The organism is Pelagovum pacificum, from assembly GCF_016134045.1.
Classification (GTDB): Bacteria; Pseudomonadota; Alphaproteobacteria; order Rhodobacterales; family Rhodobacteraceae; genus Oceanicola; species Oceanicola pacificus_A.
Genome location: NZ_CP065915.1, coordinates 66,367 through 80,598, shown reverse-complemented (window position 1 = coordinate 80,598; position 14,232 = coordinate 66,367). Strand labels below are relative to the sequence as shown.

At 67.5% G+C, this 14,232-nt stretch carries 14 protein-coding genes; 9 read left to right on the top strand and 5 right to left on the bottom strand.

The genetic code is table 11. The features are described from left to right. Positions 1 to 47 precede the first annotated feature (47 nt). The 3 genes from I8N54_RS00410 to I8N54_RS00400 form a co-directional block, all read right to left on the bottom strand. On the bottom strand, positions 48 to 227 hold the full coding sequence (locus I8N54_RS00410) for a hypothetical protein (protein WP_140194501.1): 180 nt from the start codon (positions 225 to 227) through the stop codon (positions 48 to 50). 93 nt (positions 228 to 320) lie between these two features. Further along, complete coding sequence (locus I8N54_RS00405) at positions 321 to 1,001, bottom strand: YjbF family lipoprotein (protein WP_140194503.1); 681 nt, start codon at positions 999 to 1,001, stop codon at positions 321 to 323. Next, entirely contained in the window at positions 998 to 3,121 is a 2,124-nt protein-coding gene (locus I8N54_RS00400; RefSeq protein ID WP_140194505.1) for a YjbH domain-containing protein, read from the bottom strand. Before I8N54_RS00400 ends, I8N54_RS00405 begins: the two co-directional genes overlap by 4 nt. 161 nt (positions 3,122 to 3,282) lie before the next feature. On the opposite strand from I8N54_RS00400, the gene I8N54_RS00395 reads away from it, so the two are divergent. After that, positions 3,283 to 3,933, top strand: a complete 651-nt coding sequence (locus tag I8N54_RS00395; protein ID WP_198571741.1) for a hypothetical protein — start codon at positions 3,283 to 3,285, stop codon at positions 3,931 to 3,933. On the opposite strand, the gene I8N54_RS00390 is transcribed toward I8N54_RS00395, so the two are convergent. Further along, positions 3,903 to 5,105 (bottom strand): TIGR03862 family flavoprotein, encoded by a 1,203-nt coding sequence (locus tag I8N54_RS00390; protein WP_140194509.1) that lies wholly within the window; start codon positions 5,103 to 5,105, stop codon positions 3,903 to 3,905. The genes I8N54_RS00395 and I8N54_RS00390 overlap by 31 nt on opposite strands. Positions 5,106 to 5,142: 37 nt before the next feature. On the opposite strand from I8N54_RS00390, the gene I8N54_RS00385 reads away from it, so the two are divergent. Beyond that, positions 5,143 to 5,445 carry an HNH endonuclease family protein gene (locus I8N54_RS00385; protein WP_140194511.1) on the top strand — a complete coding sequence of 101 codons (303 nt, stop codon included), beginning with the start codon at positions 5,143 to 5,145 and terminating at the stop codon, positions 5,443 to 5,445. Between the two features lie 10 nt (positions 5,446 to 5,455). Here the strand turns inward: I8N54_RS00385 and I8N54_RS00380 are convergent, their stop codons facing one another. After that, entirely contained in the window at positions 5,456 to 6,205 is a 750-nt protein-coding gene (locus I8N54_RS00380; RefSeq protein ID WP_140194513.1) for an SDR family oxidoreductase, read from the bottom strand. Between the two features lie 131 nt (positions 6,206 to 6,336). Between I8N54_RS00380 and I8N54_RS00375 the strand changes: the two genes are divergently transcribed. The 7 genes from I8N54_RS00375 to lpxK all read left to right on the top strand — a co-directional run bounded on the left by I8N54_RS00375 (position 6,337) and on the right by lpxK (position 14,159). Beyond that, positions 6,337 to 7,848, top strand: coding sequence for a DUF2125 domain-containing protein (locus I8N54_RS00375; protein ID WP_140194515.1), 1,512 nt, complete (start codon positions 6,337 to 6,339; stop codon positions 7,846 to 7,848). 91 nt (positions 7,849 to 7,939) lie between these two features. After that, entirely contained in the window at positions 7,940 to 9,484 is a 1,545-nt protein-coding gene (locus I8N54_RS00370) for a DUF2125 domain-containing protein (protein WP_140194517.1), read from the top strand. A 57-nt stretch (positions 9,485 to 9,541) separates the two neighbouring features. Next, complete coding sequence (locus tag I8N54_RS00365) at positions 9,542 to 10,888, top strand: TldD/PmbA family protein (protein WP_140194519.1); 1,347 nt, start codon at positions 9,542 to 9,544, stop codon at positions 10,886 to 10,888. Further along, complete coding sequence (locus tag I8N54_RS00360) at positions 10,875 to 11,672, top strand: 3'(2'),5'-bisphosphate nucleotidase CysQ (protein WP_140194521.1); 798 nt, start codon at positions 10,875 to 10,877, stop codon at positions 11,670 to 11,672. The genes I8N54_RS00365 and I8N54_RS00360 overlap by 14 nt, the downstream gene beginning before the upstream one ends. A gap of 60 nt (positions 11,673 to 11,732) precedes the next feature. Next, positions 11,733 to 11,978: a DUF4170 domain-containing protein gene (locus I8N54_RS00355; protein WP_140194523.1), complete on the top strand. Its 246-nt coding sequence runs from the start codon at positions 11,733 to 11,735 to the stop codon at positions 11,976 to 11,978. Positions 11,979 to 12,000: 22 nt separating this feature from the next. Then, on the top strand, positions 12,001 to 13,170 hold the full coding sequence (locus tag I8N54_RS00350) for a 3-deoxy-D-manno-octulosonic acid transferase (protein WP_197097559.1): 1,170 nt from the start codon (positions 12,001 to 12,003) through the stop codon (positions 13,168 to 13,170). Positions 13,171 to 13,172: 2 nt separating this feature from the next. Beyond that, entirely contained in the window at positions 13,173 to 14,159 is a 987-nt protein-coding gene (gene lpxK / locus I8N54_RS00345; RefSeq protein WP_140194527.1) for a tetraacyldisaccharide 4'-kinase, read from the top strand. Positions 14,160 to 14,232: the final 73 nt, after the last annotated feature.

The window sequence follows — 14,232 nt, the reverse complement described above, 5'->3', positions numbered from 1 at the left end:
CGGGGCGAGCGTCCGACACGCCCAGTCGGTTTTCTTCTCTCTTGGGTTTATTCTCCAGAACCATCGGAGCCACCGAGCCACTGGCTTACGGCGACGCCACCCATCGACCCGGAAGCGAGCGAACCCATCGCTGCAACCGGCGTGACCGATCCCTTTTGGAAACCGGCCGACACGTCGACACCATAGGCGGTCATGAAGGCCGCTGCGGTGAAGGTGGTGGGGCGCATATCAAATATACTCCAACAGGTGCGTGTCGTTTAGACCCAAAGCTTGTGTATCCATCGGGTTCCCGAAACTCAAGCTATATCCGCTACTTCCACTTAGAGGCGGTAGGTGTCAAGATAGCCCACAGGCGGTGAGATCAGCTGGCGCGACTTCCAAACAACACCTGAATTGTCGACCCAATAGGTGTTGGTGAAGGTGGCCCCTGCCGACTGGCAGCTTTCCTCATATTTTACAGTGGCATGAGCCACTTCAAATATCTCGATCGGCTCATTTCCGACGCGCGTGACGGTGCAGGAATAGTCCTGCCGAACGAGGTGATCGAGACCGTCAAGATATTCGTGGCTGCGGGTTACGGAGCCCCCACCCTGTCGTATTGCGGCAACGGTTCCGGATACGTTTGCAGCCATCAGATCAGGCCCGAGCCCACGGGTCGCGACAAGCAGGCCGTTCTCGTAGGTCACGGTGATGCCATCCGGGCTGAGCCAGGTCACTTCGCTCCCGTTGCGACCGACCTCCTGCACGTAGGCGTTGGCCTCGCGGCTGGGGATCGAGGCATAGAGCAACGTCTCCCCGGATGCGATCGCCTGTGCGGCTGCGTTCACCTGCGCCTGCTGCGCGACGGCGGCCTCCTCTGCCGAGGCCTCTTCGCCCCCGCGGTCAAGCAAGCTCGCCGACAGGGCGCTGAACACCTCGCCGCTGTCCTCGTATTTCGGCCCGCAGGCCGTAAGGGCGGTCGCCGCGACGAGGCCCGTCAGAAGTGCGGTTTTCATGCTCATCTCAGGAACCTCCCCCAGCTGTCCTCGATCTCGGGCAGGTGCGCATCGCGGACGCTCGGATAGAGACGCCCGTCCACGCTCAGCCGCGCCCCGCCGTCCCGCGTGAGCGAGCGCAGCTTGGTCGAATAGGCCTGTCGGGACGGCGTGCCGAGAATCCAGTCCGTCGGGATCGAGATCTCGACCCCCTTGTCGAACGAGCCTTCGCCGTAATCTTCGAAGCTGACGTCGGTTCGCGTCACGTAGGCGCCGACCGCCCAGCCGTTGTCGAACTCGCGGGTCACCGACATCGTCGCCCCCCAGTCGCCGGCAAGGTAGCGGCCGACGTCGAGCTGCCCGACATAGCCGAAGCCCGTGTCGTAATAGGCCGACGCGTGGCCGGTCAGGACTTCGTAATCCTGGAAGCCGAACCAGCCGTCGTAGTCACGCTTGGCGACGTAATTGATCTCCGCCCCCAGCGCGAGCGGGCTCGTCACCGGCTTCCACAGAAGCTCGGTCGAGATACCGCCGTACATCTTCTCGAAGTAGCCGAGGCTGACGCGGCTGTAGAGGTTCGGCCCCGGACGTCCGAAATGGGCGAGCGACAGGTCCGACAGGACCGGGCCGCCGTCCTCGCCATAGAGGCTGTTGTCGGTCCGCACGACGGGGATGTTGGTCGAAGTATCGCGCCGGTCCGGCTCCGCCTCGCCCGCGATCGGCTGCCGGATGGAGCCCGACAGCAGCAGGTTCGGCTGGATCAGGTAGTCCGCCGACAGCTGCGCCCCGACCTCGAGGTTCACGGGGTTGTCCGGGTCGAACAGCCGTTGTGCGAAGTAGGGGCCAAGACCCCACGAGAAACGCGGATCGCCGTTGTCGATGCGCACGATCCCCTCGTCCAGACCGTAGGCGTCGGAGAAGGTCGTCGAGGCGAGCAGCGCATCGCTGCCGCCGACCTCGTTCTCCTGCGCCTCCAGATCCGAACGGCGCACGGTCACCGACGAGGCCGGCACGCCGTCGCGCAGCGGCTCGAAGGTGAACAACTCGACCGACGGCGGCATCGCCTGCGACAGCAGCCGCGACATGCGGCCCATCACCTGTGCCTCGGTGCGGTAGCGGGTGTTCTCGTAGCGGATGCGGACCTGCCGGTCCGTGATTTCCAGCCCGCGGACCTTCACGCCCTCGGTGTCGAGCACCTGGACAAGGCCGGTCTGCAGCGCGGATTCGGGAATCTGGTTGCGGTCCCACGTCGTCGCGGCGCGCGTGTTCGCGGGCCGAACGGCGACCGGCACGGGGGCGAGGTCGCGGCCACCGTATGTCAGCCGGTCCTCAGGGTTCACCGTGAAGGTCGCGCCGATGCCGATCGTGTGGCCGTTCAGGTAGGCGACGTTGAATTCGTATTCCGGCTTCGGACGCCACGCGAGGCCGAGGTTCAGCGGCGAGTTGTGCTCGTAGCTGCCGCCATCGACTTCGAAGTCATAGCCGTCGGACGAATATTCGACGATCCCGGTCAGGGTATCGGTCACCCGGTACTCGACACCGCCGAACAGCGCCGCATCGCCCCGGAAGAACAGGCCGGACGACACGCGCCCACCTTCCTCGAAGAAATCCTCGTTCGACACCGGACGGTCCTCGAACCGCTCGTCGATCGCGGCGAGCGGGTTGTCGAACCCGTTGTTGCTGCCGAACCGGCCCCAGCCGATCCCGGCGGTGACCCGCAGCGCGGGTGTCACGTGCTTCGTCGCGGCGAGATATTCGCCCGAGTAGCGCCCCGTGCCGAGGAAATCCTGCAGGCCAAGCGTCAGCGCCGGGGCATAGGTGCCCTCTTCCAGCAGCAGGAACCGGATATCGAGGCTCCGGTCGAAGGTCGCATCGTTGTTCACGCCGCCGAACTGGTCGATCCGGGAATAGCGGAAGCTCGCGCCGACCCGCTCATGGAGTTGGAAGCTCGCCGTGAAGCGTTGCTGGTCGTCGAACCCGCTCGCGGTGATCGCCAGCTGTCCGTCGCGGTCCGCCATGCCCGATGGCATGTCGATCAGACCGGGCGTGCCGTAGAGTGTATATCCAGTGTCCCACATCGACTGGGCCGACGCGCCGGTTGCGGCGAACGCCATGCCGGCGAGAATGGTGGTCGTTCTCAAATTCATTCAGGTGCCCCCGCCTTCCAGGCATTGGCAGTGGTCATACTTCAATGCGCCGGGCGATTGAAGCGCAGCGTTCGCGCAGACTTGCCATTCCCTTCCATGTTGCGACGGAGACACCGGCGGCTTCAACCGGCGGTTAAGGGTTCGGCGGTAGTCCGTCCGTCATGATCATCTCGCACCGCCATCGTTTCATCTACTTTTCCAGTCCGATGACCGACTGTTTCGCGGTGGAACAACTGTTCCTGCCGTTCTGCGAGGTCGGAACGACGGACTATTTCAGCCGTGGCCCGGACTCTCCGTTCTACCGCTACATGCCCCCGGACGAAGCCGTCTGGCGGTTCGACGCGATGGGCCTCGATTTCTATAAGTATCACCGGATCACCTGCGTGCGCGATCCGTTCCCCCGTCTCGCGGCGCTGTTCGACCGGATCCATGCCGCGCGCCCTCTCACCGGTCTGCGCCGACACGACCGGGCGGAGCGGTTTCAACGCTGGCTCGCCACCACCCGCCCCGACGGCCCTGGCGCGGGCGGACGGCCGGATCAGCTGTGGCGGCGCTACGGCGCGTGGTCGGCTGAAAACTGGTGCGGCGGCAAGATCACCCATGTGATCCGCCGCGAACGGCTGGATACGGATCTGGCGGAAGTCTGCGCCGACATCGGCTTCGCCCCCGGCGGGGTCCCTGTCGTGCCGCCCGACGATCCCGACGACTGGCTCGGCCATTACGGCCCTGAAGCGATCGCGCATGTCCGGAGCCACTACGCGTGGGACCTCGACGTGCTCGGCTACGGGACGGCGGACTCCTGCGTTGCCTGACCCGCTCGCCAGTCCAGCGCGGCAAGTGCCGCGTGCCGACCGGTCGCGAAACAGGCGGTCAGCAGATAGCCCCCCGTCGGTGCCTCCCAGTCGAGCATCTCGCCCGCCGCGAACGTGCCGGGACGGTCCTTCAGCATGAGCCCTTCATCCAGCGCGGCAAACTTCAGCCCGCCCGCGGTGGAGATCGCCTCGTCCAGCGGTCTCAGCCCGGCGTGCCGGACCGGCAGCGCCTTCACCAGGGGGGCAAGGTCATCGGGCAGCGGACGACCGAACTCCTGCAACAGCGCCAGCCGCGCCGGATCGAGGGAAAGCGACTTGCGGAGGTGGTTCGACAGGCTCGCCTTGCCGCGCGACCGCGACAGCCGCGCACGCACCTCCGCCTCCGACAGGTCGGGGGCGAGGTCGATCGACAGCGGCGCTCCGCCCCGGACGGCCCGGCTGACGGCGTAGATGCCGCCACCCTCCAGCCCACGCGCCGAGATGACGAATTCGCCACGGCTGCGCTCGCCCCCGGCCAGAAGGGCACAGCCCTTCACCGGGTCGCCGAACCGCGCGGCCATGTGATGGGACCAGTCGACCCGGAGACCGGCATTCGCCGGCGCGAACGGCGCAAGGCTGTCCGCCCGAAAGGCCGCCGCCCAGCTGCCGTCGGAGCCGAGCCGCCGCCAGCTCGCGCCCCCGGCGGCCAGCACGGTGATTTCGGGACGCAGCCGTTGAAGCGCGCCATTGTCCTCCAGCAGCACGGCGCCAGCCTCCCAGCCGACGAAGCGGCAGCGGCGGCGCAACTCGACGCCCTGCCCCTCCAGCCGCGCGAGCCATGCCCGCAACAGGGGCGAGGCTTTCATCACGACCGGAAAGACCCGCCCGGTGCTGCCGGTGAACAACGTCTGCCCCAACCCCTCGGCCCATGCGCGGACCTCCGCCGGACCGAAGGCATCGAGCGCCGTCCGCAACGCGGGGGCAAGCTCGCCATATGCCTCATGGAACCCTTCCGCCTCCCGCGTCAGGTTCAGACCGCTCTTGCCCGCCATCAGGAGCTTGCGACCGGGCGAGGGCATCGACTCCGCCACCAGAACGGACAGCCCGGCGCCGGACAGGACCTCCGCCGCCATCAGGCCCGCCGGCCCGGCGCCGACGATCAGCGCGTCAGGCTTGTCCTTTTCCGTCTCCATACCAGTCTCCTGACCTGCGGCAGCGGCGAGGGCAAGCATGGACAAGAGCGACGACTACCCAGTCTGCGGCCTCTGCGGCCGGCCGATTCCGCCGGACGTGCCGCAGAGCCTGCACCACCTCGTCCCCAAGCTGAAAGGCGGCAAAGGCGGGCCGACCGTCCTGCTTCATCACATCTGCCACCGCGAGATCCACGCCACCCTCACCGAGGCGGAGCTCGCCCGCGACTACAATACGACGGAGGCGCTCCGCACCCATCCGCGGCTGGCGAAGTTCATCGCGTGGGTCCGCAAGCGTCCGCCGGGGTTCCGCTCGAAAGTTCCGGGCAAGCGCCGCCGCTGACCGATTCGCGTCAGATAAGCCCGACCTTGCGGCGGATGTCCTCGTCGCGCAGCGACACGTCGTCGCCGAGCCAGCCGTCCGCTTCCGCGCCGCACATCCAGACGAGCGTCTTCGCCGGCCATTCCGGCGGGATGTGATCGCTCCACTCCAGCTTGCTGACGCGGTTCGCACCCGAAGCCTTGATGGCGCGCTGCATGTCGGTTGCCACGGTGCCGGGCGACAGGCCGAGCACTCGGATGCCCTTCTCGCGGTACTCCGCGTCAGCCATCCGGGTCAGCATGAAAGCGCCCGCCTTGCCACTGCAATAGGCCGACCAGGCATCGACCGGGTTGTGCGCCGCGCCCGAGGACACGGTGATGATCGTCCCGCCACCCTGCGTCAGCATGACCGGCAGAACCGCGCGCACACCGTGGAAGACGCCCTTGAGGTTGATGTCGATGGAATGGTCCCACGCCTCGGGGTCGGCTTCCGCCAGCGGGGCGATCGGCTCGATCACGCCGGCGTTGCCGATCAGGACGTCGATCCGCCCGAACGTGTCGGCCACCGCCTCGATCGCGGCCTGCACTTCCCACCAGCGCGAAACGTCACACGGCACGGCCAGCGCGGCCTCGCCGATGTGGCCGGCGATCTCCGCGACCTTGTCGCCATGCCGGGCCAGCAGCGCGACTTTCGCGCCGGCAGCCGCGAATTCCTCGGCCGCCGCAGCGCCGATGCCGCGGCTCGCGCCCGTGATGAGGACCACCTTGCCTGTCATGTCCATGTTTCGATCCCTGTCCATAGAAGCGTCCGCATCCCCCGCAAGGGTCTGTCGGGTCCAGTTTTCCTCACCTTGACCTCGCGCATCCAGCAAGGGAACCTGACGCCATAAATTTCAACAGGGAAGGGTCCGAAATGGCCACTTTGAAATGCACGGGTCGTGCCGCGCTTATTACAGCACTCCTCGGCAGTACCGCCGCCCATGCCGACGTTACGGCACAGCAGGTCTGGGACGACTGGACCGCGCAGATGGATATGTACGGCGAGGTGACGCTGACGACCGACGGCGAGTCGATGGATGGTGGCACCATGACCATCGAGACCGTCACCCTGTCCTCCGTCAACGACGAGATGGAGCTGACCTTCGAGCTGGGCCCGATCAGCCTGGCCGAGAACGGCGACGGCACCGTCACCGTGAGCGTTCCCGAGTCGATGCCGATGACCGTGGTGACCTCGCCGACCTATGGCGACCCGGTGACCGTCGAGGGCACGATCGGCATGTCGAACTACGCCATGGACGTCTCCGGCGATCCGGGCGCCCTGAACTACGAGATGAGCGCCGATTCCGTCACCGCCTCCGTCGATTCGATCGAGGGTGAGGACGAAGTCATGCTCGAAGAGATCAGCCTCGCCTTCAACGGCCTGCAGGCGGCCACCACGTCGACCGACGGCGACGTGCGCCACATGGAATCCTCCATGACGGTGCAGGAGGTGCTCGCCACCTTCAACATCAGCGAGAACGGCGGCCCCGGCATCCTGACCTTCAGCGGCTCGATCGACGGCCTCGCCACGCAGAGCGTCGTCGACATGCCCGCCGACATCGACCCCGAAGCACCGGAAACGGTGTTCGTGGATGGTCTGTCCGTCGACGCCGGCTATTCCTACGGTGCGACCGAATACAGCTTCGAATTCGCCGAGCGGAGCGACAACACCTCCGGCTCCGCCAGCGCCTCCGGTGGCGAGCTGTTCATCTCCATGGGCATCGACGGCATCTCCTTTTCGGGCGGTGCGTCGGACCCGCAGGTCTCGTTCGAGGGGTCCGACGTTCCGTTCCCGATCGACATCTCGCTCGATGAATATTCCTACGGGCTCGAGCTGCCGCTCGGTCAGTCGGACGAGCCGACGCCGTTCGGCCTGAACCTGCTGATCAGCAACCTCGCCGTGAACGACATGGTGTGGGGCATGGTCGATCCGGGTGGCGCGCTGCCGCATGACCCGGCGACGGTGAACCTCGACCTTTCCGGCGAAGTGCAGCTCGACTACGACCTGCTCGACCCGGCGAACTCGATGGAGCTGATGTCCGGTGCCCTGCCCGGCGACATCCTGTCGCTGAACCTCGACGACCTGACGATCCAGCTGGTCGGGGCCGAAGTGCTCGGCAACGGGGCCTTCACCTTCGACAACGAGGACCTCGCCACCTTCAACGGCATCCCGCGCCCGATGGGCGAGCTGAACCTGCAGGTGAACGGTGCGAACGCGCTGATCGACACGCTGGTCGATATGGGCCTTCTGCCGCAGGAACAGGTGATGGGTGCCCGCATGATGCTCGGCATGTTCGCGACGCCGACCGGCGAAGACCAGCTGGAATCCACGCTCGAGATCAACGAGCAGGGCCACGTCATCGCCAACGGCCAGCGCATCCAGTAACCTCTGCGCCAAGACGTTCTGACGAGGGCCGCTCGACATGTCGTGCGGCCCTCTTCACTTCACAGACAGTGACTCATTCGAGGAGGATCCCGTGTCACGCCGCTCCGCTCTGCTCGCCGCCCTGCCGGCCACCGTCGTACTGACGGGCCAGGCCATCGCCGACGTCACCCCCGAAGAGGTGTGGAACGTCTATGAATCCTACGTCGAAGCCTACGGCATCGACGTCTCCGCCAGCACCGTCCGCAATGGCGACGTGCTGGAAGTGTCCGACATCAACTTCGGAATCACGCTGCCGCAGGGCTTCGGGACGATCGACATGTCGATGGACGGCATTTCGCTCACCGACCGTGGCGATGGCACCGTCGCGTTCGAGTATCCCGACCAGTCCGAGATGGTCTTCGACATGACCATCGGCCCGATGGGCGATCAGGTCTCCGGCAGCGCGACCGTCAGCTATGCGATCACCGGGAACGAGACGATCGCCGCCGGAACCGCCGAGGATCTGGCGCTCCAGTCGACCGTCGAGACGATGTCGATGTCGCTGACCGATCTGTCCTTCTCCGAAGAGCCGGAGATCGACGCCTCGATCTTCGACATCAATTTCGAATTCTCGGGCATGAACAGCCAGAGCCGGATTCGCACCGTCGACGGCATGACGACCGTCGATACGCAGGGCGATGTCGGCTCGATGATCTATTCGATGGTCTTCACCGATCCGGAAACCGGCGACCGGTTCCTGGAAAATTCCGGCAACAGCGAAGGCACGCGGTCCACGACCTCGATCACCATACCCGCCTCCGGGATCAACTGGATGGATTTCGGCAACGAGCTTCGCAACGGGCTGTCGATCGAATCGAGCTCGTCGGTGGCCTCGAGCAACTCCGCCAGCCTGACCCCGATCGAGGGCGCGGCTTCCGAACAGCGGTCCTCCTCCACCGATGTGACCTCGAACATCATGTTCGACGCGGACGGTCTGGCGATTTCCGGCACCTATGGCTCGAGCAACTTCAGCTATTCGATGGCCGAACTGCTGCCGTTCCCGATCGAGGCCGAGATCGAAGGCGCGTCCGTCGATTTCGCGATGCCGGTCCTCAGCACCGAATCGGCGGCCCCCGTGGTCTATGCCGTGGCTGTCGACGGGCTTTCGGTGAGCGACCAGATCTGGGCGCTGCTCGATCCCTCCGCCGTCCTGCCGCGTGATCCGGTCTCGCTCGACATCGACCTCACCGCAGATGTCCGGCTGCTGGTCGACCTGTTCGACTTCGAAGCGCTGATGCCGATGATCGAGAACGAGGAAATCCCGGCAGAGCTGGAAAGCCTCACGATCAACGCGCTCGACGCGTCCGCCGCGGGCGCGACCCTGTCGACCACCGGGGCGTTCGATTTCGACTTCACCGACATGACGACCTATCCCGGCATGCCGAAGCCGATCGGCTCGGCCACGCTCGCCGCGACCGGCGTCAACGCGCTGCTCGACCGGCTCATCACCATCGGGCTGGTGTCCGAAAGCGACGCCATGGGCGCCCGCGCCGGGATCGCCATGATCGCGGAGGCGACGGGTGACGACGCGCTCGAAACCACGGTCGAGACGACCGACGACGGTCAGCTGATCGTCAACGGCCAGCGTATGCGCTGACTTGCAGCCGGGCGCGGCGGGGACTACCTCCGGGCAGACCTGTCCGGAGGGAACCGAATGACCACAGACCTCGCCGCGCTCGCTGACCAGATCCTCTCCGCCGCGAAATCGGCCGGGGCGGACGCCGCCGACGCCGTCGCGGTCGACGGCACCCACGTCTCCATCGACACGCGCGGGGGCTCTCTGGAAGAGGCGCAGCGCTCCGAAGGGGTCGAGATCGGCCTCCGCGTGCTGATCGGCCAGAAGCAGGCCAGCGTCTCCGCCTCCGACACCAGTGCCGACGTCATCGCCGAGATGGCCGCCCGCGCCGTCGCCATGGCGCGAGAGGCCCCGGACGATCCGTGGATCGGCCTCGCCAGCCCCGACCAGCTCGCCACCGATACCGACACCACGAAGCTCGACCTGTTCGACCCGAGCGACGAACCCGATCCCGCTGCCCTGGAAGAGGACGCCCGCCGCGCCGAAGCCGCCGCGCTGTCGGTCGAGGGCGTGACCCGCACCATCGGCGGCTCTGCCGGGTACGGGCGGCGGCGCATCCACCTTGCCGCGACGAACGGCTTCACCGCAGGCTACAACCGCTCCAGCCGCTCGCTCAGCTGCGTCGCGATCAGCGGCGAAGGCACGAAGATGGAGCGCGACTACGAGTGGGACAACCGAATCTACCAGTCCGACCTGCGGGACGCCGAAGAGATCGGCCGCATCGCCGGTGAACGCGCGGTGGCGCGGTCCGGCGCGCGGCGACCGAAGACCGGCGCCTACCCGGTGATCTACGACGAACGGGTCGCAAGCAGCCTCGTCGGCCACCTTGTCGGCGCGATCAACGGCGCCGCCATCGCCCGCGGCGCGAGCTTCCTGCGCAACGCGCTCGGGCAAACGATCCTTCCCGAAGGCCTGTCCATCATCGAGAACCCGCACCGCGTCCGCACCGGCAGCTCCCGCCTGTTCGACGCCGAGGGCCTGCCGACCGCGAAACGCGCGCTCATCGACAAGGGCGTTCTGACCGGCTGGGTGCTCGACCTCGCCACCGCCCGGAAGCTGGGGCTGGAGAGCACCGCGAACGCCGGGCGCAGCCCCGGTGCGCCGCCCTCGCCCGGCACCTCGAACCTCGCACTCACGCAGGGCGACAAGAGCCGCGAAGAGCTGATGAAGGACATGGGAACCGGCCTGCTCGTCACGTCGATGATCGGCTCGACTATAAATCCCAATACTGGCGACTATTCGCGCGGCGCGTCCGGCTTCTGGGTCGAGAACGGAGAGCTCGCCTATCCGGTGAACGAGATCACGATCGCCGGCAACCTGCTCGAGATGTTCCGCAACATGACGCCGGCGAACGACGCGCGGGAGCACCTCTCGACGGTGGTGCCGTCGCTGCTGGTCGAAGGGCTCACGCTTGCCGGAGACTGATCCCGACAGCGATCTCGCGCTGCTGAAACAGGCTGCCCGCGACGCGGGCGACATCGCGCTGCGCTATGCCCGCGACGGTGCGGAGGTCTGGCACAAGCCGGACGAGGCCGGCCCGGTGACAGAGGCCGATCTGGCCGTCGACGGCATGCTGAAAGACCGCCTGCTCACCGCCCGGCCCGATCACGGGTGGCTGTCGGAGGAGACCGAGGACGATACCGACCGGCTGTCGACCACGCGGCAGTTCATCGTCGACCCGATCGACGGCACCCGCGCCTTCATCGCCGGTCAGAAGGACTGGGCGATCTCCATCGCGCTCGCCGAGGCGGGAGAGGTCATCGCCGGCGTCGTCCACGTCCCCGTGCGGGGCATCACCTACTGGGCGCGCAAGGGCGGCGGTGCCTTCTCCAACGACACGCCGATCTCGGTCGCCGCTCCGTCGGACGGGACGATGCGCGTGCTTGCCAACCGCCCCGCCTTCGACGGCCGGTTCTGGCGTGACGGCACCCCGCCGGGCGAGCGGCACTTCCGCTCTTCCATCGCCTATCGGCTGTGCCTCGCCGCGACCGGACGGTTCGACGCGATGGTCACGCTGCGCCCGAGCTGGGAATGGGACGTCGCCGCCGGTGCCATCATCGTTGCCGAAGCGGGCGGCATCGTCACCGACCGCAACGACCGGCCGGCCATCTTCAATCGCGCTCCGCCGCAGATCGACGGCATGATCGCCGCCGCGCCGGCCGCGCACGCCGAAATCATCGCCCGGCTGGATGTGCCGGGTCCCCGGTGAACTTGACGGTAACCCGTCGCCCTGTAAGTTCGCCGCGCGCTTGCCAGACAGGAGGTCCGCATGACCCAACGACTGCATCTCGTCTTCGGAGGAGAGCTCATCGATCCGTCCAAGAACGCGTTCAAGGACGTGGACGATATTCATATCGTGGGCATGTTCCCCGACTACGCGACCGCCTACAATGCCTGGAAGGCGGAGGCGCAGCGCACCGTCGACAACGCGCACATGCGCTACTTCATCGCGCACATCCACAGGCTGCGCGATGAGGAACGTGAGGCCTCGCCGACGGAGGAGCTGGACCCCTGACGGCGCACCTTCTGGAGGGGACATGGGGGACGGCATCGAACGGGCCACCGGGCCCGCAGGTGACACCTATCGCCGCCCGCCGGGCGGTGATCTCGTATGGATTCACCGTGCCCCCGAAACGGACGTCGATGCGCTGTCGGCCCTGCTGAGCCGCCTCCGGGCCGAGGATGACGGCCTCGACTTCATCGTGACCGGCTCCGGGCCGGACATGCCGGACCTGTCGCTGCAGGTGGCCGCGCCGCCCGACAGTGCCGCAGGCGCGCGGGCGTTCCTCGACAAGTGGGATCCGTCGCTGCTGGTCTGGATGCGCGGCCGCTTCCTGTCCTCCGTCCTGAACGAGACCGACCACCGCCATATCCCACGCCTGCTGGTCGAGGCCGACGCCGCCGCGCTCGGCTCCATGCGGAAGTCGTGGCTCGGTGGCGGCCCCCGCAGTTCGGTGCGCGGCTTTCACCACGTGCTCGCCGCCGATGCCGAAGCGGTGGCCCGCCTGCGTCGCGCCGGACTCGACGACTCGAAGATCGAACTTTCCGGCGTACTGGACGAGGGCGCGATCCCGCGGCCCGGCAACGAGCGTCTGCGCGCCGGGCTGGCGACCACGCTCGGCGGGCGGCCCGTCTGGTTCGCACCGGGCGTCGAGCCGGAAGAGATCCCCCTGATCGGCGAGGCGCACCGCAAGGCGATCCGCCACGCGCACCGCCTGCTGCTGGTCGTGGGACCCAAGACCTCCGAATCCGGGCCCGCGCTGGCGGAGCTTCTGGATGCGCTCGGTTTTCCCGCCGCACTCCGATCCGAAGGGTTTGACCCGACGGAGGAGTGCAAGGCGATCATCGCCGACGATCCGGACGAGATCGGCACATGGTATCGCCTCGCGCCGATCACCTTCATGGGTGGCTCCGTCGGCAGCGGCAGCACCCGCTCCCCGCTGGAGCCGGCCGCGCTCGGCTCTGCCGTGCTGCATGGGCCGAGCACCGGCATCTGGGAGCCCGCCTTTCGCCGCCTAAAGCGCGCCGGCGCGTCGCGACAGGCGGCCAGCGCGGCGGAGCTCGGCGCGCGCGTGGTCGAAATGCTCGCCCCGGATTCGACGGCTGCCCTCGCCCATGCCGCCTGGCAGGAGATTTCCTCCGGCGCGATCGTGACGAACCGGGTGATGGAGCTGATCCGCGACACGCTCGACACGGCAGGAGCCTGACGATGCGCGAACCTGCCTTCTGGGCGCGCCGCGGGTCGCTGCGGGCGCGAATGCTCTCCCCGCTCGGAGCGCTCTATGCGCGGGCGACGGCCCGCCGGGTTGCGCAGCCGGGTGAGACGATGCGCGTGCCGGTGATCTGCGTCGGCAACGTGAACGCCGGCGGCACCGGCAAGACGCCCACGGTGATCGCGCTGACCGAGCGCCTGATCGCCCGCAACATCGCGGTCCATGTCGTGACGCGCGGTTACGGCGGCACACTGGCCGGGCCGGAGCGGGTGGACCCCGCCATCCACGGCGCGGCGCAGACCGGGGACGAACCACTGCTGATTGCCGCTTTCGCGCCGACATGGATCGCGAAGGATCGCGCTGCGGGCGCGCGCGCCGCCATCGAGGCCGGGGCGGAAGCGATCCTGCTCGACGACGGCCACCAGAACCCCGCCGTGGCGCGCGACCTGTCGCTCGTCGTGGTCGATGCCGCGCGGGGGTTCGGTAACGGCCGCTGCCTGCCCGCCGGCCCGCTGCGGGAGCCGGTCGCGGCGGGTCTCGCCCGCGCCGACCTGCTGCTGTCGCTAGGCAACGCAGCGGCGCAGGCACGCTTCGATGCAACCTGGGGCGCGGAGGTGCCGGACGGCTTGCCCCGCCTCCGGGGAGAGCTCGCGCCACTCGCCACGGGAATGCCGTGGGGCAATCTGCCCGTGCTTGCTTTCGCGGGGATCGGTCACCCGGAGAAGTTCTTCGACACGCTCCGGGGCCTCGGCGCGCGGATCATCCATGCAGAGCCCTTGTCCGATCACCAGCCGCTGACGCCGTCGCTGATGGCGCGGCTGGAGGCCGACGCGCGGCGGCACAATGCACAGATGGTGACGACGGAGAAAGACGCCGTACGCCTGCCCGACGCGTTCCGCAGCAAGGTGCTGACCCTTCCCGTGCGCCTGTCGCTGAGCGACGACGGACCGCTGGAAGCAGCGCTCGCTCGGATCGGGCTCTAGGCGGAACTGGCAGGATGGGGCCTGCCCCATCCTACGAAAAAGGGCGGGGTCTCCCCCGCCCTGACGTCTACCG

Bases quoted from the DNA above. Each gene is read 5' to 3' on its own strand.
- I8N54_RS00410 (WP_140194501.1), bottom strand. From the start codon at position 227: ATGCGCCCCACCACCTTCACCGCAGCGGCCTTCATGACCGCCTATGGT.
- I8N54_RS00405 (WP_140194503.1), bottom strand. From the start codon at position 1,001: ATGAGCATGAAAACCGCACTTCTGACGGGCCTCGTCGCGGCGACCGCC.
- I8N54_RS00400 (WP_140194505.1), bottom strand. From the start codon at position 3,121: ATGAATTTGAGAACGACCACCATTCTCGCCGGCATGGCGTTCGCCGCA.
- I8N54_RS00395 (WP_198571741.1), top strand. From the start codon at position 3,283: ATGATCATCTCGCACCGCCATCGTTTCATCTACTTTTCCAGTCCGATG.
- I8N54_RS00390 (WP_140194509.1), bottom strand. From the start codon at position 5,105: ATGGAGACGGAAAAGGACAAGCCTGACGCGCTGATCGTCGGCGCCGGG.
- I8N54_RS00385 (WP_140194511.1), top strand. From the start codon at position 5,143: ATGGACAAGAGCGACGACTACCCAGTCTGCGGCCTCTGCGGCCGGCCG.
- I8N54_RS00380 (WP_140194513.1), bottom strand. From the start codon at position 6,205: ATGGACATGACAGGCAAGGTGGTCCTCATCACGGGCGCGAGCCGCGGC.
- I8N54_RS00375 (WP_140194515.1), top strand. From the start codon at position 6,337: ATGGCCACTTTGAAATGCACGGGTCGTGCCGCGCTTATTACAGCACTC.
- I8N54_RS00365 (WP_140194519.1), top strand. From the start codon at position 9,542: ATGACCACAGACCTCGCCGCGCTCGCTGACCAGATCCTCTCCGCCGCG.
- I8N54_RS00355 (WP_140194523.1), top strand. From the start codon at position 11,733: ATGACCCAACGACTGCATCTCGTCTTCGGAGGAGAGCTCATCGATCCG.
- I8N54_RS00350 (WP_197097559.1), top strand. From the start codon at position 12,001: ATGGGGGACGGCATCGAACGGGCCACCGGGCCCGCAGGTGACACCTAT.
- lpxK (WP_140194527.1), top strand. From the start codon at position 13,173: ATGCGCGAACCTGCCTTCTGGGCGCGCCGCGGGTCGCTGCGGGCGCGA.